The 18427-nt window shown below is 37.9% G+C and carries 18 protein-coding genes; all 18 read left to right on the top strand.

Annotated elements, in window-relative coordinates; genetic code table 11:
* Positions 1-22 precede the first annotated feature (22 nt).
* The 18 genes from rpoC (at position 23) to rplV (ending at position 18427) form a co-directional block, all read left to right on the top strand.
* The gene (gene rpoC, locus AC3IS5_RS20145) at positions 23-3622 is read left to right on the top strand and encodes a DNA-directed RNA polymerase subunit beta' (protein ID WP_489425954.1); all 3600 of its coding nucleotides are present in this window, start codon (positions 23-25) and stop codon (positions 3620-3622) included.
* Positions 3623-3754: 132 nt separating this feature from the next.
* A complete protein-coding gene (locus AC3IS5_RS20140) occupies positions 3755-4003 on the top strand; it encodes a ribosomal L7Ae/L30e/S12e/Gadd45 family protein (RefSeq protein ID WP_340708220.1) in 249 nt (82 codons plus the stop codon).
* Between the two features lie 100 nt (positions 4004-4103).
* Positions 4104-4523 (top strand): 30S ribosomal protein S12, encoded by a 420-nt coding sequence (gene rpsL, locus AC3IS5_RS20135; RefSeq protein ID WP_053418537.1) that lies wholly within the window; start codon positions 4104-4106, stop codon positions 4521-4523.
* Positions 4524-4558: 35 nt separating this feature from the next.
* A complete protein-coding gene (gene rpsG / locus AC3IS5_RS20130; protein ID WP_038179053.1) occupies positions 4559-5029 on the top strand; it encodes a 30S ribosomal protein S7 in 471 nt (156 codons plus the stop codon).
* 42 nt (positions 5030-5071) lie between these two features.
* Complete coding sequence (gene fusA / locus AC3IS5_RS20125; protein WP_489425953.1) at positions 5072-7150, top strand: elongation factor G; 2079 nt, start codon at positions 5072-5074, stop codon at positions 7148-7150.
* Positions 7151-7286: 136 nt separating this feature from the next.
* On the top strand, positions 7287-8474 hold the full coding sequence (tuf, locus tag AC3IS5_RS20120) for an elongation factor Tu (protein WP_038179057.1): 1188 nt from the start codon (positions 7287-7289) through the stop codon (positions 8472-8474).
* Between the two features lie 145 nt (positions 8475-8619).
* Positions 8620-9303, top strand: a complete 684-nt coding sequence (locus AC3IS5_RS20115; protein ID WP_390395082.1) for a response regulator transcription factor — start codon at positions 8620-8622, stop codon at positions 9301-9303.
* 38 nt (positions 9304-9341) lie between these two features.
* A complete protein-coding gene (locus AC3IS5_RS20110) occupies positions 9342-10334 on the top strand; it encodes a sensor histidine kinase (RefSeq protein WP_489425952.1) in 993 nt (330 codons plus the stop codon).
* A 99-nt stretch (positions 10335-10433) separates the two neighbouring features.
* The gene (locus AC3IS5_RS20105; protein WP_489425951.1) at positions 10434-11195 is read left to right on the top strand and encodes an ABC transporter ATP-binding protein; all 762 of its coding nucleotides are present in this window, start codon (positions 10434-10436) and stop codon (positions 11193-11195) included.
* Entirely contained in the window at positions 11185-13173 is a 1989-nt protein-coding gene (locus AC3IS5_RS20100) for an FtsX-like permease family protein (protein ID WP_489425950.1), read from the top strand. The genes AC3IS5_RS20105 and AC3IS5_RS20100 overlap by 11 nt, the downstream gene beginning before the upstream one ends.
* Before the next feature lie 125 nt (positions 13174-13298).
* Positions 13299-14615, top strand: coding sequence for a Na+/H+ antiporter family protein (locus tag AC3IS5_RS20095; RefSeq protein ID WP_489425949.1), 1317 nt, complete (start codon positions 13299-13301; stop codon positions 14613-14615).
* Between the two features lie 315 nt (positions 14616-14930).
* The gene (gene rpsJ / locus AC3IS5_RS20090) at positions 14931-15239 is read left to right on the top strand and encodes a 30S ribosomal protein S10 (protein ID WP_004233624.1); all 309 of its coding nucleotides are present in this window, start codon (positions 14931-14933) and stop codon (positions 15237-15239) included.
* Positions 15240-15286: 47 nt separating this feature from the next.
* Positions 15287-15916, top strand: coding sequence for a 50S ribosomal protein L3 (gene rplC / locus AC3IS5_RS20085; protein ID WP_489425948.1), 630 nt, complete (start codon positions 15287-15289; stop codon positions 15914-15916).
* A 26-nt stretch (positions 15917-15942) separates the two neighbouring features.
* Entirely contained in the window at positions 15943-16566 is a 624-nt protein-coding gene (rplD, locus tag AC3IS5_RS20080; protein ID WP_038179069.1) for a 50S ribosomal protein L4, read from the top strand.
* Positions 16566-16847, top strand: coding sequence for a 50S ribosomal protein L23 (gene rplW, locus AC3IS5_RS20075; protein ID WP_038179071.1), 282 nt, complete (start codon positions 16566-16568; stop codon positions 16845-16847). Before rplD ends, rplW begins: the two co-directional genes overlap by 1 nt.
* A 41-nt stretch (positions 16848-16888) precedes the next feature.
* On the top strand, positions 16889-17719 hold the full coding sequence (gene rplB, locus AC3IS5_RS20070; RefSeq protein ID WP_489425947.1) for a 50S ribosomal protein L2: 831 nt from the start codon (positions 16889-16891) through the stop codon (positions 17717-17719).
* A gap of 60 nt (positions 17720-17779) precedes the next feature.
* The gene (gene rpsS / locus AC3IS5_RS20065) at positions 17780-18061 is read left to right on the top strand and encodes a 30S ribosomal protein S19 (protein ID WP_038179075.1); all 282 of its coding nucleotides are present in this window, start codon (positions 17780-17782) and stop codon (positions 18059-18061) included.
* Between the two features lie 21 nt (positions 18062-18082).
* Positions 18083-18427 carry a 50S ribosomal protein L22 gene (rplV, locus tag AC3IS5_RS20060; RefSeq protein WP_038179077.1) on the top strand — a complete coding sequence of 115 codons (345 nt, stop codon included), beginning with the start codon at positions 18083-18085 and terminating at the stop codon, positions 18425-18427.

Genomic DNA, 18427 nt, shown 5'->3' with positions numbered 1-18427 from the left:
ATACTAAAGGGAGGTAGGCTCCTTGATAGACGTTAATAATTTTGAGTATATGAAAATTGGTTTAGCTTCACCTGATAAAATCCGCTCATGGTCTTATGGAGAAGTAAAAAAACCAGAAACTATTAACTATCGTACACTCAAACCAGAAAAAGATGGTTTGTTCTGTGAACGAATTTTCGGACCTACAAAGGACTGGGAATGTCACTGCGGTAAGTACAAACGTGTACGCTATAAAGGTGTAGTTTGTGATCGTTGTGGAGTTGAAGTAACACGTGCAAAAGTACGTCGTGAGCGCATGGGTCATATTGAATTAGCTGCTCCAGTCTCACACATTTGGTATTTCAAAGGAATTCCAAGCCGTATGGGGCTTATTTTAGATATGTCTCCACGTGCATTAGAAGAAGTAATCTACTTCGCTTCTTATGTTGTAGTAGAGCCTGGCGATACTGCACTTGAGAAAAAACAATTGCTTTCAGAAAAAGAATATCGCGCGTATCGTGAAAAATACGGCACTACATTCCAAGCTGCAATGGGCGCTGAAGCAATTAAACGTCTTTTACAAGAAATCGATCTTGATAAAGAAACTGAATCTTTAAAAGAAGAACTTAAAACTGCACAAGGTCAACGCCGTACTCGTGCAATTAAACGTTTAGAAGTTGTTGAATCATTCCGTCATTCTGGTAACCGTCCAGATTGGATGATTTTAGACGTACTACCTGTTATTCCGCCAGAGCTTCGTCCAATGGTGCAATTAGATGGTGGGCGTTTTGCAACAAGTGACTTGAATGATTTATACCGTCGAGTTATTAACCGTAACAACCGTTTAAAACGTCTTCTTGATCTTGGAGCACCTGGTATTATCGTTCAAAACGAAAAACGTATGCTTCAAGAAGCAGTAGATGCTTTAATCGATAATGGTCGTCGTGGCCGTCCAGTAACTGGTCCAGGTAACCGTCCATTAAAATCCCTTTCTCATATGTTAAAAGGTAAACAAGGTCGTTTCCGTCAAAACTTACTTGGTAAACGTGTTGACTATTCAGGTCGTTCTGTAATCGTTGTAGGACCTAGCTTGAAAATGTATCAATGTGGTCTACCGAAAGAAATGGCAATCGAATTGTTTAAGCCTTTCGTTATGAAAGAACTTGTTGAACGCGGTCTTGCGCACAACATTAAATCGGCAAAACGTAAAATTGAACGTATGCACTATGAAGTATGGGATGTTTTAGAAGACATTATCAAAGAACACCCAGTATTACTTAACCGTGCACCGACTCTTCACAGACTTGGTATTCAAGCTTTCGAACCGACTTTAGTTGAAGGGAAAGCAATCCGTCTTCACCCATTAGTATGTACAGCGTATAACGCTGACTTTGATGGTGACCAAATGGCGGTTCACGTTCCTTTATCAGCAGAAGCACAAGCAGAAGCACGTTTATTAATGCTTGCAGCTCAAAATATCTTGAACCCTAAAGATGGTAAACCTGTTGTTACACCATCTCAAGATATGGTACTAGGTAACTACTACCTAACTCTTGAACGTAAAGATGCTCGAGGCGAAGGCGCTGTATTCTATGGTCCTGAGGAATTAATGGTTGCTTATGAAAACAATGAAGTCCACTTGCATACACGTATCGCTATTAAAGCTTCATCTTTGAATAACCAAACATTTACAGAAGAACAAAATAGCAAGTTGTTATTAACTTCAGTTGGTAAGGTAATATTTAATGAAATTTTACCGGAATCATTCCCGTACATTAATGAACCATCAATTACTAACTTACAAGTTGAAACACCAGCTAAATATTTTGTTCCTACAAATACAGATATTAAGAAATATTTATCAGAAGTTGATCCAGTTAAGCCATTTACGAAGAGCTATTTAGGTAAAGTTATTGCTGAAGTATTTGCTAACTTCCACATTACTGAAACTTCTAAAATGCTTGACCGTCTTAAAGATCTTGGGTTCAAATATGCAACTAAAGCTGGTATTACAATCGGTATCTCAGATATCCTAGTACTACCTGACAAACAAGAGATTCTTGAAGAGGCTCAAGAAAAAGTTGATAAAGTATTGAAACAGTTCCGTCGTGGTTTAATTACAGAAGAAGAACGTTACGATCGTGTAATCTCTTATTGGAGTGCAGCGAAAGACGTAATCCAAGAGAAACTTATGAAGTCATTAGATAGCTTTAACCCTATCTTCATGATGAGTGACTCTGGTGCCCGTGGTAACGCATCTAACTTTACTCAACTTGCTGGTATGCGTGGTCTTATGGCCAATCCAGCTGGTCGTATTATCGAACTTCCAATCAAGTCTTCATTCCGTGAAGGTTTAACAGTATTGGAATACTTCATCTCTACACATGGTGCTCGTAAAGGTCTTACCGATACAGCACTTAAAACGGCCGATTCAGGTTACCTTACTCGCCGTCTAGTTGACGTAGCACAAGATGTTATTGTCCGCGAAGATGACTGTGGTACTGACCGTGGTTTAACAATAGGTTCATTAAAAGAGGGTACAGAAGTAATCGAAGCTCTTGAAGAACGTATTCTTGGCCGTTATGTTAAGAAAACAATTCGTCATCCAGAAACAAATGAAGTTATGGTTGAGAGAAATGCATTAGTAACACCAGAGCTAGCTCGTAAAGTAATTGAAGCAGGAATTGAAGAAGTAACAATCCGCTCAGCATTTACATGTAACACTAAACATGGTGTATGTAAAAAATGTTACGGCATGAACTTAGCGACTGGTGATAAAGTTGAAGTCGGCGAAGCAGTTGGTATTATCGCAGCTCAATCTATTGGTGAGCCAGGTACACAGTTAACAATGCGTACCTTCCATACAGGTGGGGTAGCAAGTAGCGATATTACACAAGGTCTTCCACGTATCCAAGAGATTTTCGAAGCGCGTAACCCTAAAGGTCAAGCGGTTATTACGGAAATCGCAGGTACTGTAGTTGACATTGACGAGATTCGCGAAGGTCAAAAAGAAATTACAATTCAAGGTACAGTAGAAACTCGTAAATATTTGGCTCCGTACAATGGTCGTATTATAGTACAAGTTAACGATCAAGTTCACCACGGACAAACGCTTACTGAAGGTTCTATCGATCCAAAAGAATTGATTAAAGTAACTGATGTAGCAACAGTTCAAGAATACTTATTGAAAGAAGTTCAAAAAGTATATCGTATGCAAGGTGTAGAAATTGGAGACAAACATATCGAAGTAATGGTTCGCCAAATGCTTCGTAAAGTGCGTGTAATTGAAGCTGGTGAAACAGATGTACTTCCTGGTTCGCTACTTGATATTCACCAATTCTCTGAAGCCAATGCAGAGGCGTTGTTAAATGGGAAACTTCCAGCAACTTGTCGTCCTCTTATCCTTGGTATCACTAAAGCATCTCTTGAAACTGAATCATTCTTATCTGCAGCATCATTCCAAGAAACAACTCGTGTGTTAACAGATGCAGCTATTAAAGGTAAGCGTGATGAACTACTAGGACTAAAAGAAAATGTAATCTTAGGTAAACTTGTTCCTGCTGGTACAGGTATGCAACGATATCGCCAAATCAAAATTGAGGACAGCGAAATTGAAGATGCTGAACCAGCTTTAGCTGAATAATAAAATGATCCGGGAGGAAGTGGTTTTCCCTTCTTCTCGGAATTTTTATGATTTTAATTGACAATAAATACATTGAGTGATAATATATTTTAGGTTGATAGTTGATTGTCTATCATTTCGGAGGATATGTAAATGTCTTATGAAAAAGTCAAAAAGGCTAAAAAAACAATCATCGGTACTAAGCAAGCAGTAAAAGCAATGTGTACTGGTCATGTTACTGAAATTTTCGTTGCTCTAAATGCAGATGATCGAATTACCACGCATGCGGTGCACTTAGCACAAAAAAATGGTATTCCCATTGTATTTGTAGACTCGAAAAAAGAACTTGGTAGAGCCTGCGGAATTCAAGTAGGTGCTGCAGTTGTTGCAATTACTGAATGATGGTTTTTGTGTATGATACACAAAGACTTTGTTTTTTACCTAAAAATGAACCACCTGGATGTGTGGATTTAAACTGAAGATATGAAGGGAGGAAAAACCGATGCCTACAATTAACCAATTATTACGTAAGCCTCGCCAATCCAAAAGCAAGAAATCAAACTCACCAGCGTTAAACAAAAGTTATAACAGCTTCCAAAAAGCTTTAACTGATGTTAACTCACCACAAAAACGCGGTGTATGTACACGTGTTGGTACAATGACACCTAAAAAACCTAACTCAGCGTTACGTAAATACGCTCGTGTACGTTTAACAAACCAAATCGAGGTTAACGCTTATATTCCTGGTGAAGGCCACAACTTACAAGAACACAGTGTTGTACTTATCCGTGGAGGTCGTGTAAAAGACTTACCAGGTGTACGTTATCACATCGTTCGTGGTGCGCTTGATACTGCTGCAGTATCTGGCCGTATGCAATCTCGTTCTCTATATGGTGCTAAAAAACCAAAAGAAAAAAAATAATTAAAATTAAGCTCTAATCGAAAGGAGGAAAACACATGCCTCGTAAAGGTCCTGTTTCCAAACGTGACGTGTTACCAGATCCAATTTATAATTCAAAACTAGTAACTCGTTTAATCAATAAAATGATGGTAGATGGTAAAAGAGGTACTTCTCAAAAGATTTTATACGGTGCGTTCGAATTAGTTAAAGAACGTTCTGGTAATAATCCAATCGAAGTATTTGAAGCTGCATTAAACAATGTAATGCCAGTTCTTGAAGTTCGTGCTCGCCGTGTAGGTGGTACTAACTATCAAGTACCAGTAGAAGTACGTCCAGAACGTCGTACAACTCTTGGTCTTCGTTACCTAGTAAACTACTCTCGTCTTCGTGGCGAAAAAACTATGGAGGAACGTCTAGCTAATGAAATTCTAGATGCTTCTAACAACACTGGTGCGTCAGTTAAAAAACGTGAAGATATGCATAAAATGGCAGAAGCAAATAAAGCATTTGCTCACTATCGTTGGTAATATAAAATCGGCTTAACCCCAATATGGAAGGAGAAATTTCCTATGAAACGCGAATTCTCACTTGAGAATACTCGTAATATTGGGATCATGGCTCACATTGATGCTGGTAAAACAACAACAACTGAGCGTATCCTTTATTACACTGGTAAGATTCACAAAATCGGTGAAACTCATGAAGGTGCTTCTCAAATGGACTGGATGGAGCAAGAGCAAGAACGTGGTATTACAATCACTTCTGCTGCGACAACAGCCCAATGGGAAGGCCACCGTGTAAATATCATCGATACTCCTGGACACGTAGACTTCACTGTAGAAGTAGAACGTTCTTTACGCGTACTTGACGGTGCTGTAACAGTACTTGATGCTCAATCTGGTGTTGAGCCTCAAACTGAAACTGTATGGCGTCAAGCTACAACATACGGTGTTCCACGTATTGTATTCATTAACAAAATGGATAAAACAGGAGCAGATTTCTTATATTCTGTAGGAACTCTTCATGAGCGTCTACAAGCAAACGCTCACCCTGTTCAATTACCAATCGGCGCTGAAGATGAGTTCTCTGCAATCATCGACTTAGTTGAAATGAAAGCTACTTTCTACGGCGACGAAAAAGGTACAGCAGTAACTGAAGGAGAAATTCCTGAAGAACACCGCGAACTAGCTGAAGAATACCGTGAAAAATTAATCGATGCTGTTGCAAGTGTTGATGAAGAAATCATGGAAAAATATTTAGAAGGCGAAGAAATTACTGTTGCTGAACTTAAAGCGGCTATCCGTCGTGCTACGATCGCAGTAGAATTTTACCCAGTAATCTGTGGTACAGCATTCAAACACAAAGGCGTACGCCCTATGTTAAATGCAGTTATCGATTACTTACCATCTCCATTAGATGTACCAGCAATCAAAGGTACAGATATTGATGGTGACGTGGAATTAGAACGTCATCCTTCTGATGAAGAGCCATTCTCAGCTCTTGCATTCAAAGTTATGACTGACCCATTCGTAGGTAAATTAACTTTCTTCCGTGTGTACTCTGGAACATTAGATTCAGGTTCATACGTACAAAACTCTTCTAAAGGTAAACGTGAACGCGTAGGTCGTATCCTACAAATGCACGCTAACTCTCGTGAAGAAATCTCTAAAGTGTATGCTGGGGACATCGCAGCAGCAGTAGGTCTTAAAGATACTACTACTGGTGATACTCTATGTGACGAGAAAAACCTAGTTATTCTTGAATCAATGGAATTCCCTGAGCCAGTAATCTCACTTTCTGTAGAACCAAAATCTAAAGCAGACCAAGATAAAATGGGTCAAGCTTTACAAAAACTACAAGAAGAAGATCCAACTTTCCGTGCTCACACTGACACTGAAACTGGTCAAACAATCATCTCTGGTATGGGTGAGCTTCACCTTGATATCTTAGTTGACCGTATGCGCCGTGAATTCAAAGTAGAAGCTAACGTAGGTGCTCCAATGGTATCTTACCGTGAAACATTCCGTAGCTCTGCAAAAGTTCAAGGTAAATTCACTCGCCAATCTGGTGGTCGTGGACAATACGGAGACGTTACGATTGAGTTCTCTCCAAATGAAGAAGGTAAAGGCTTTGAATTCGAAAACGCTATCGTTGGTGGTGTAGTACCTCGTGAATACATTCCTGCAGTAGAAGCGGGTCTTCGTGACTCTCTTGACCGCGGTGTAGTTGCTGGATACCCACTAATCGACATTAAAGCGAAATTAGTATTCGGTTCTTACCATGACGTTGACTCGAATGAGATGGCGTTCAAAATTGCTGCATCTATGGCTCTTAAAGAAGCTTCGAAACAATGTGACGCTGTTATCTTAGAACCAATGATGAAAGTTGAAGTTGTAATTCCAGAAGAGTATCTTGGTGATATCATGGGTAACATTACTGCTCGTCGCGGACGCGTTGAGGGTATGGATGCTCGCGGTAACTCTCAAGTAGTACGTGCAATGGTGCCACTATCTGAAATGTTCGGATATGCTACAACTTTACGTTCTGGTACACAAGGTCGCGGTGTATTCTCTATGACATTTGATCATTATGAAGAAGTGCCAAAATCAATTGCTGCTGAAATCATCAAAAAAAATAAAGGTGAATAATTTCTAAGTTGAATTTTCACTCTAATTAAAGTATAAATAACTTGTATACTATATATGGAAGAGGATAGGGCCCTATTCTCTGAAATATATGACTATAAAACTAAAATTATAAACATTATTGAGGAGGCATTTTCTAATGGCTAAAGAAAAATTTGACCGTTCTAAAACGCATGCTAACATTGGTACAATCGGACACGTTGACCATGGTAAAACAACTTTAACTGCTGCAATCGCTACAGTTCTATCTAAAAAAATGGGTGGAGAAGCTAAGTCATACGCTGATATCGACAACGCTCCAGAAGAAAAAGAACGTGGTATCACAATTAATACTTCTCACGTAGAATACGAAACTGATACTCGTCACTACGCTCACGTAGACTGCCCAGGACACGCCGATTATGTTAAAAACATGATCACTGGTGCTGCTCAAATGGATGGCGGTATCTTAGTAGTATCTGCTGCTGATGGTCCAATGCCACAAACTCGTGAACACATCCTTTTATCTCGTCAAGTAGGTGTTCCATACCTAGTAGTATTCATGAACAAATGTGATATGGTTGACGACGAAGAACTACTTGAATTAGTAGAAATGGAAGTTCGTGACCTATTATCTGAATATGATTTCCCAGGCGATGACCTTCCTGTAATTAAAGGTTCTGCTCTTAAAGCTCTTGAAGGCGAAGCAGAATGGGAAGAAAAAATCGTTGAATTAATGGACGCTGTTGATTCTTATATCCCAACTCCAGAACGTCAAACTGACAAACCATTCATGATGCCAGTAGAGGATGTATTCTCTATCACTGGTCGTGGTACAGTTGCAACTGGCCGTGTTGAACGTGGTCAAGTTAAAGTCGGCGACGTTGTAGACATCGTTGGTATTGCTGAAGAAGCTAAACAAACAACTGTAACTGGTGTTGAAATGTTCCGTAAATTATTAGACTACGCTGAAGCTGGAGACAACATTGGTGCTCTTCTTCGTGGTGTAGCTCGTGAAGATATCCAACGTGGACAAGTACTTGCTAAACCAGGTTCAATCACTCCACACACAGACTTCAAAGCTGAAGTTTATGTTCTTTCTAAAGAAGAGGGCGGACGTCATACTCCATTCTTCTCAAACTACCGTCCTCAGTTCTACTTCCGTACAACTGACGTAACTGGTGTTTGTAATCTTCCTGAAGGCGTAGAAATGGTTATGCCTGGAGATAACATCGAAATGACTGTTTCTTTGATCTCTCCTATCGCTCTTGAAGAAGGTACTAAGTTCTCTATCCGTGAGGGTGGACGTACTGTAGGCGCTGGCGTTGTAGCTTCAATCACTAAGTAATTTCTATTACTTTTTTTAAAACCATCTCGTGACGACGAGATGGTTTTTTATTTATAAAATTATTAAAGTTTTCCCTTTTACTGGAGAAAGCTTTTTTTATTTACTCTATTTCTTGTACAATATAGTATGAGAGGGTGAATGCATGATGAAAGTTTTTATTATCGAAGATGACCAAGCTATCTTTGAAATTATTCGAGAACGATTCAGTCAGTGGTCTATGGAAGTTACTAAACCTGCGGATTTTCAAAAAGTGATGGAATGTTTTCATAATGAAACTCCGCAACTAGTTATTATTGATATTCAATTGCCTGCATTTGATGGTTTCCACTGGTGTCGCGAAATACGTCATATTTCAAAAGTGCCGATTATCTTTTTGTCTTCACGAGATCATCCTATGGATCAAGTAATGGCTATGCAAATGGGCGCAGATGATTTTATACAAAAACCTTTTAATATGGATGTACTATTGGCTAAAGTACAAGCCATTGTACGGAGAACATACGATTATAAACAAGAAAGACTACATACTGCATTATGGAATGGGGCTACCATTGATTATTCAAGAGGTACTATTACTAAAGAAGACTGTTTAGTGGAATTAACTAAAAATGAATTGTTTATTTTAAGAATTTTAATAGAACATTTAAATCAGATTGTATCTCGTGATGAATTAATGAGAAAGCTATGGGATGATGAACGCTTTGTTAATGATAATACGTTATCAGTGAATATGAATCGTTTACGCTTGAAGCTTGAAGAAATTGGATTGGAAGAAGTTATTCTTACAAAAAAAGGATTGGGTTATATGGCTATTACTAAGGAGGTCTAACTTGTAATGCTTTTAATATTTCTTAAGGAAAGAAGGTCGTGGATTCTTTTTTTATAGCCGTTCAGCTGTGGTTAAATTTAGTTCTTTTTTTAGACGTAGGATTATCCAATGTATCGGCAGTTTATCTTAATTTAACTAATACAGTTTTATTTATTCTTTTTTTAATATGGCGATATATAAAAGAGACCAAATTAATTCGTAGACTGAAGCATTTCCTGGGGAATGATTTAGATATAGAGAATGTTCTACCTGCTCCTTCAGAAAAATTATCGAGTTTTGAAACGGTATTTTTTAATGTAATTGAAAATGTGGAAGTAAAAAGACAGGAACAAATAAACAATGTACATGTTGAGTTTTCGGAAGATCAAGACAGAGCAATAGGATGGATTCATGAAGTGAAGACGCCTTTAACTGCGATGAAGCTTATGATTGACTCACTGGAGGACACTACTTTAAAGAAGCGCCTTGAAATAGAATGGTTAAGAATCCATTTGCTACTTGATCAGGAATTACATCATATTAGACTTTCTTCAATAGAGAATGACAACAGGATAGAGATAATATCTATTAGGCAAACAATACTGAGAGAGATTAAGAATTTGCAAACATGGTGTATTGAGAAGGGTATTGGCTTTGATATTGAGAATCTTGATGCTGAAGTACTAACTGATCAAAAATGGACATCCTTTATTATTCGTCAATTACTTTCCAATGCAGTCAAATATAGTAATGATAATTCAGATATACAGGTTTACTCATCAAAGGATTCAGTTGGTCATGTATATCTATATATTAAAGACTCGGGTATAGGGATTAGCCAAGCTGACTTGCCACGCATTTTTAATAAGTCTTTTACGGGTAAGATTGGTCGGCATCAAACTGCTTCAACTGGAATGGGGTTATATTTGGCCAAAAATGCAGCATCAAAATTAGGTATCCAAATATTTGTGCAGTCTGAAGAGGATGTAGGAACAGTCTTTTCCTTACGTTTTCCTTTGAAAAATGAATTCGTTAAAATCATGAGTAGATGACGAAAATGTCACCTACTCTTTTTGTTTGTCATGTTAATCAAACGATTCTTTTTTTGAAATTATATAGAATGGATATATAAGCGAGAGGGAGGAATTATAATGGCTATTTTAAAAGCACGTAAAGTTAAAAAAGTATATGGACGTAAATTAACTGCTCAAGAAGTCTTGAAAGGTATTGATATAGAGGTTAATGAAGGAGAATTTGTTGGTATCATGGGTCCATCAGGTTCTGGAAAGACGACTTTGTTAAATGTTCTATGTTCGATTGACAATGCGACTGAAGGTGTCATAGAAATTGGTGGAAATGATTTAAGGAAGATGAAAGAGAAAGAACTATCGAAGTTTCGCCGGGAACAGTTAGGTTTTATATTTCAAGACTATAACTTATTAGATACATTAACTGTGAAAGAGAATATATTACTACCTCTATCTATTAGTAAAGTATCAAAATCTGAGGCTGAAAGTCGTTTCAACACACTAACAGATTTATTAGATATACGTGAATTAGCTAATAAATATCCGAATGAAATATCGGGTGGGCAAAAACAAAGGACATCTGCAGCACGTGCACTTATTTCAAATCCATCGATCGTATTTGGGGATGAGCCAACAGGGGCGCTAGATTCAAAATCAGCTACAGCTCTTCTAGAAAACTTAGCTACTATTAATGAGAAGCAAAGGGTGACAATTATGATGGTTACCCATGATCCAGTAGCAGCAAGTTTTTGTAGCCGAGTATTATTCCTGAAAGACGGTCAACTCTATACAGAACTTTATAAAGGTGAAAAAACCCGTAAAATGTTCTTCCAAGAAATAATGAATACGCAAGGTGTTTTAGGCGGTGACGGTTATGACGATTAGTCAACTCGTACTCCGAAGTATGAAAAAGAATATTACACATTATTATTTATACTTTTTTGCTCTAATTTTTAGTGTGACATTGTACTTTTCATTTGTGACTTTGCAATTTAACCCAAGTATTTTAGAAATGACAAAAGAAAGTTCTACAGGTACAGCAGGATTTAAAGCTGCTTCAGTGATGTTAGTATTCATTGTGACGTTTTTTGTGATTTACGCTAACCATCTTTTTATGAAGCGCAGAAGTAAAGAAATCGGTTTATATCAATTGATAGGAATGTCGAAGAGCACAGTTGTACGTCTATTAGCGATTGAAAATATACTATTGTGGACAGGTGCAACAGCTGTAGGGGTAAGTATTGGTTTTTTAACATCAAGGATATTTGCGATGATTCTATTGAAACTAATTGCTAAAGAAGCTCTTGTAGAAATTGCATTTTCTTCACAGGCACTTTTTCAAACACTTGTTGTTTTTTTTATTTTATTAGTAGTAATAACTATTCAAACTATTTTCGTGACTCGTCGTGCAACGTTACTTGATTTGTTTTCTGCAAGTAAAAAAGGTGATACGCGTGTGAAACGTTTTGGATTCTTTCAAATGTTATTAGGTCTAGTAGGCCTAGTATTAATTATCTTTGGATATTATAAATCAACACATTTATTTGTTTTTGATTCTGCTACTATTAATCAGTTAGTAATAAAGATGATTACAATATTAGCTTCAACTATTATAGGTACCTTCTTTGTTTTCCGTTTTTCAGTATCTTTAATTATGAATATAATTCGTAAAAGGAAGAAAGGATATTTATCATTAACTGATGTATTGGCATTAACACCTATTATGCATCGTATGAAGGGAAATGCGAAGTCTTTAACACTTATTACAGTAATGACTGCGGTTGCTTTAGCTATTATGTCATTATCTTATATTGCGTACTATTCAGCGGGTGCGAGTGCAAAGCAAGCAGTCCCTTTTGACGTCATTACATTAAATGAACAAAGTAAAACGTTTGAAGAACAACTTCAAAAAGAAAATATAAACTTTAAAAAATATGAGTTTTCTTTGTTGAATGTAGATATTGATATTTCAAGCTTGATGAAAAATCCAGTATCTAATGATATTAAAGAAAATATACGGCTTGATTCTATCGTGACAAAGTTAAGCGATATGAAGAAAATCTACCCTGAAGCTAGTTTAAAAGAGGGAGAAGCCTATCTAGTAGGGTATAGCGGTATGCTTGCAGAATTAATGCCTCTAGAAGTTGGTAAGTCTATGACTGTGCATACAACAAAAGGTAAATCGAAACTAAAAATGATCGGACTTAAAAAAAGAGGAATTATTACAAGTCAACTTTCTTATGGCAGTGCAGCTATCGTTGTTACAGACCGATATTTCAATAAGTTAGCGACAAATGCGAAAATTCAGAAGAACTCCATCTGGTATGAGCAAGAGGGGTATACATTTAAAGAAAAAGATTTGGAGAAAGTTCAAGAAATATATATAAAGACAACCAATGGTGGGAAATTCACCACAAAGGATACAAAGGGGAAAGAAAAACAATTTTTTGCATCTACTCAAGAGGGCCAAAGAAAGGGTGCGTTAGATTTATGGGGTAATGTCATTTTCATTACCGCATTCCTCGGTCTAGCATTTTTACTGGCAACGGGCAGTGTTTTATACTTTAAGCAAATGTCCGATGCAGAAGATGAAAGAGAGTCTTATACGGTTCTTCGTAAAATCGGCTTTACCAAGTCAGAGATTATGGGGGGGATATATATGAAACAAACCTTTAACTTTGGTGTACCACTTCTGATCGGGTTATTACACAGTTATTTTGCTGTTAAATCAGGCTGGATGCTATTTGGTACAGAGCTAACAACACCATTAATCCTGACAATGAGTATTTACGCATTACTTTATTCGGTATTTGCATTGTTGTCCGTTACGTATTACCGCAAAGTTGTAAATGAAAGTTTATAATTACAGAAGAAAACCTACGTAGAGTATTACTTTACGTGGGTTTTTTTTATTGACATTAATAATTAATCTACTTATAATTACTTTATCGAACTAGAGAGCTAGAGTATGAAAGCGAAGTGTAAAATATGAATGCAGTAATTATAGCAATAGCTGTCATGTTAATATTAAGTTTGTTACGTATAAATGTTGTTCTTTCACTTGTATTAGGTGCGTTTGCAGGGGGCCTAACAAGTGGTATGGGAGTTTCTAAAACGGTAGAAACATTTACAGAAGGGTTAGGAGCAGGAGCAACAATAGCTTTGAGTTATGGATTATTAGGTGGTTTTGCAATCGCCATTTCAAAAACAGGAATACCTGAACTAATGATTGCATCGATTCTAAAAATTTTAAATAAAAACGGGGAAAATAATAAACGAGGATTAGTAAAGGCTTTAATCTTCTTTTTAATTTTTGCGATGGCTGTATTCTCTCAAAACTTGATTCCGATTCATATAGCATTTATTCCATTATTGATTCCGCCAATTTTGAAAATCCTAAATATGCTTGAAGTAGATCGTCGTATCATCTCCACAATTATTGCAGTTGGTTTAGTAGGCACATATAGTTTTGTGCCTTCAGGATTCGGTTCAATTTTCCAAGAGATAATAGCAACACAAGTAACCAAGGCTGGTATGGATGTATCCGTAAATGATGTTCCGATAGCAATGGCCATTCCTGTGTTAGGGATGCTTATTGGTTTAGTTGTCGCTTTATTCTTTTATCGTAAACCTCGACGCTACGAAGAAGAAGGAGTTGAAACTTCTTCTATAGAACTAAGCGTTAGTAACAGAGTAATTATTTCAACTATCATTGCATTAATTGCAGCGCTCTATACACAGATTGCAACTGATTCTATGATAGTTGGTGCATTTGCAGGTATTACCGTTATGTATGTTACTGGAGCATTGAAATGGAGAGAAGCGGATGAAGTTTTAATAGATGGAATGCGCATGATGTCATTTATCGGCTTTGTTATGATTACAGCAAATGGCTTTGCTGCTGTTATAAATGCAACAGGAGATATAGATAGCCTAATCAGCAGTTCATTGAGTATATTCGAAGGAAATACTAGCTTAGCTGTATTTGTTATGCTAATCGTTGGTTTTATCATAACGATGGGAATTGGTTCATCCTTTGCGACAATTCCGATCATTGCAACACTATTTGTTCCTTTGTCTGTAGAATTAGGGTTAAGCCCATTAGCAATCATGTGTTTGATTGGGACAGCGGGTGCTCTTGGAGATGCTGGATCACCAGCTTCTGATACAACTCTAGGACCAACAGCTGGATTGAACGTTGACGGACAGCACGATCATATTTGGGATACATGTGTTCCGACTTTTATCTTCATAAATATTCCACTCATTATCTTTGGCTGGATTGCTTGTGTATTCTTCTTATAATAGTGAGGATGCAATTCGAATTGAATTGCATCCTTTTTTTATTACATATGGTTTGCAATATAGCAAAATTTTTTATATACTTGGAATCTGCTGAAGAGCAAAAGATGAAGATAACATAGAATAAACATAACATTGAAAAGAGTTTAGCAAAAACACTTGCTTATTCTTTTTTTTATGTGTATAATATCAAATGTTGGTCTTCGACTGCGATGAAGCGGGAGGTTGCCGACACACCCGGCCGCATTGCCATGGCGCGTGTGACGGAGAAATTTCCGTGGAGAATGTCTAGGAAATAGGCGAAAAGGAGGGAAAATAATGGCAAAACAAAAGATCCGTATCCGTTTGAAAGCATATGATCATAGAATTCTTGATCAATCTGCTGAGAAAATTGTGGAAACTGCTAAACGTTCAGGTGCAAGTGTATCAGGTCCGATTCCACTTCCAACTGAAAAATCGGTGTACACAATTCTGCGTGCCGTGCATAAGTACAAAGATTCTCGTGAGCAATTCGAGATGCGTACTCATAAACGTCTGATCGATATCGTTAACCCAACACCACAAACTGTTGACGCGTTAATGAAACTTGATTTACCATCTGGCGTTGATATTGAAATCAAACTTTAATGGTAAAAATGAAAATAGAAAAACAATAATCACAGGAGGTGTGACAAATGACCAAAGGAATCTTAGGTAGAAAAATCGGTATGACGCAAGTTTTTGCTGAGAACGGTGATTTAATCCCTGTAACTGTTGTTGAAGCTACTCCAAACGTAGTTCTTCAAAAGAAAACAGTTGATACAGACGGTTACGAAGCAATCCAAATCGGTTTCGAAGATAAGCGCGAAAAGCTTTCTAACAAACCTGAAAAAGGACACGTAGCTAAAGCAAGCACTGCTCCTAAGCGCTTCATCCGCGAAATCCGCGATGTAAACTTAGCTGAGTACGAGGTTGGTCAAGAAGTCAAAGTTGAAATTTTCGCAGAAGGCGATGTAGTAGATGTAACAGGTGTTACTAAGGGTAAAGGTTTCCAAGGTGTTATTAAACGCCACGGACAATCTCGTGGTCCTATGTCCCACGGTTCTCGTTACCACCGTCGTCCTGGTTCAATGGGTCCAGTTGCTCCGAACCGCGTATTCAAACAAAAGAAATTACCTGGTCAAATGGGTGGCGGAGTTGTTACGATCCAAAACTTGGAAATTGTAAAAGTTGACGTTGAACGCAACTTACTACTTATTAAAGGTAATGTTCCTGGTTCTCGTAAAGCATTAGTAACAGTAAAAGCTGCTATTAAAGCTAACTAACTTACCGAAGAAAGGAGGAAACAGGAATGACAAAAGTATCTTTGCTTAGTCAAACGGGTTCTTCTGTTGGTGAAATCGAATTAAACGATGCAATCTTCGGAATCGAACCAAACCAAAACGTGTTATTCGACGCAGTAATCGCTCAACGCGCTTCATTACGTCAAGGTAACCATAAAGTAAAAAACCGTTCTGAAGTTGCTGGCGGTGGTCGTAAACCATGGAAGCAAAAAGGAACAGGACGTGCTCGTCAAGGTTCTATTCGCTCTCCACAATGGCGTGGCGGTGGTGTAGTATTCGGTCCAGTACCTCGTAGCTATAGCTACAAACTACCGAAAAAAGTACGTCGTTTAGCTCTTAAATCAGCTCTATCTGCTAAAGTATTAGAAACTAATTTCTTAGTACTAGATGCTCTTAAACTAGACGCACCAAAAACTAAAGATTTCGTAAAAGTTCTTAAAGATCTTTCAATCGAATCTAAAGCATTATTCGTAACTGCTAATTTAGATGAAAACGTAGCATTATCTGCTCGTAACATCCAAGGCGTTACTGTTGTACCAGCTGCTGGTATTAACGTTCTTGATCTTTTAGGTCACGAAAAAGTAGTTTTCACTAAAGCTGCTGTAGAAAAAGTTGAGGAGGTGCTTGGTTAATGGAAGCACGTGATATTTTAAAACGTCCTGTCATTACTGAGCGTTCTTCAGAACTAATGGCAGAAAACAAATATACATTTGAAGTTGACACTCGTGCCAACAAAACTGAAGTTAAAGACGCTGTTGAATCTATCTTTGGTGTTAAAGTTGAGAAAGTAAACATCATGAACTACAAAGGTAAATACAAGCGCGTTGGTAAATTCGGTGGTTACACAAACAAACGCCGTAAAGCAATCGTTAAATTAGTTGCTGGCAACGAAATCGAATTATTCGAAATGTAATTTTCGTTCATTATTGAACAATAAAGAAGGAGGGAACTCAAATGGCGATTAAAAAGTATAAGCCTACCTCAAATGGTCGTCGTAACATGACGTCATCTGACTTTGCTGAAATCACAACTAACAAGCCTGAGAAATCATTGTTAGAACCGACTAAACGCAAAGCTGGTCGTAATAACCAAGGTAAAATCACTGTTCGTCATAATGGTGGTGGCCATAAACGCCAATACCGTGTCATCGATTTCAAACGTTTGAAAGATGGCATTCCAGGACGCGTTGCTACTATCGAATATGATCCAAACCGTTCTGCAAACATTGCATTAATTAATTATGTAGATGGTGAAAAACGCTACATCCTAGCACCTAAAGGTCTAGTTGTAGGAATGACAATTGTATCAGGTGCAGATGTTGATATTAAAGTAGGTAACGCATTACCACTTGAAAATATCCCAATGGGTACTACAATCCATAACATCGAAATGAAACCTGGTAAAGGTGGACAATTAGTACGTTCTGCTGGTACATCAGCTCAAATCCTTGGTAAAGAGGGTAAATACGTAATAGTTCGTCTTCAATCTGGTGAAGTTCGCATGATCCTTGCTACTTGCCGTGCTACAATCGGTCAAGTTGGTAACGAACAACACGAATTAATCAACATCGGTAAAGCAGGTCGTACTCGTTGGTTAGGCAAACGCCCAACTGTACGTGGATCTGTAATGAACCCGAACGATCACCCACACGGTGGTGGTGAAGGACGTTCTCCAATCGGACGTAAATCACCAATGACACCATGGGGTAAACCAGCTCTTGGTTATAAAACTCGTAACAAGAAAAACAAATCCGACAAACTTATCATTCGTCGTCGTAAAAAATAAAGTGATTAGACTGCGGTTCGTTGATAGAACCGTAGTGGGATCACGGAGGGAGGCAACATTATGGGTCGCAGCTTGAAAAAGGGACCTTTTGTCGATGACCACTTAATGAAAAAAGTGGAAGCGCAAGAGGCTTCTGAGAAAAAACAAGTTATCAAGACTTGGTCTCGCCGTTCTACAATCTTCCCGAACTTTATCGGATTAACTATCGCTGTATATGATGGACGTAAACATGTTCCTGTATACGTGACTGAAGATATGGTAGGTCATAAACTAGGTGAGTTCGCACCAACACGCACATATAAAGGTCATGGTGCAGATGATAAGAAAACATCAGTACGCTAATATGAGGGGAGGTAAATCCTGATGCAAGAAGCTAAAGCTATTGCTCGCACAGTTCGCATTGCTCCTCGTAAAGTCCGCTTAGTGGTTGATTTAATCCGAGGCAAGCAAATTGGCGAAGCGGTTGCAATTTTACGTCACACTCCAAGAGCAGCGTCTCCTGTAGTTGAAAAAGTACTAAAATCTGCAGTTGCAAATGCTGAACATAACTACGATTTAGATGTAAATAACTTAGTTATTTCAGAAGTATTCGTTGATGAAGGTCCAACGTTAAAACGTTTCCGTCCACGCGCACAAGGACGTGCAAGCGCAATTAACAAACGTACAAGCCACATTACTCTAGTGGTATCTGAGAAGAAGGAGGGATAA

The organism is Viridibacillus sp. KH_047 (assembly GCF_057838945.1).
This window is presented reverse-complemented; position numbering and strand designations above follow the sequence as displayed.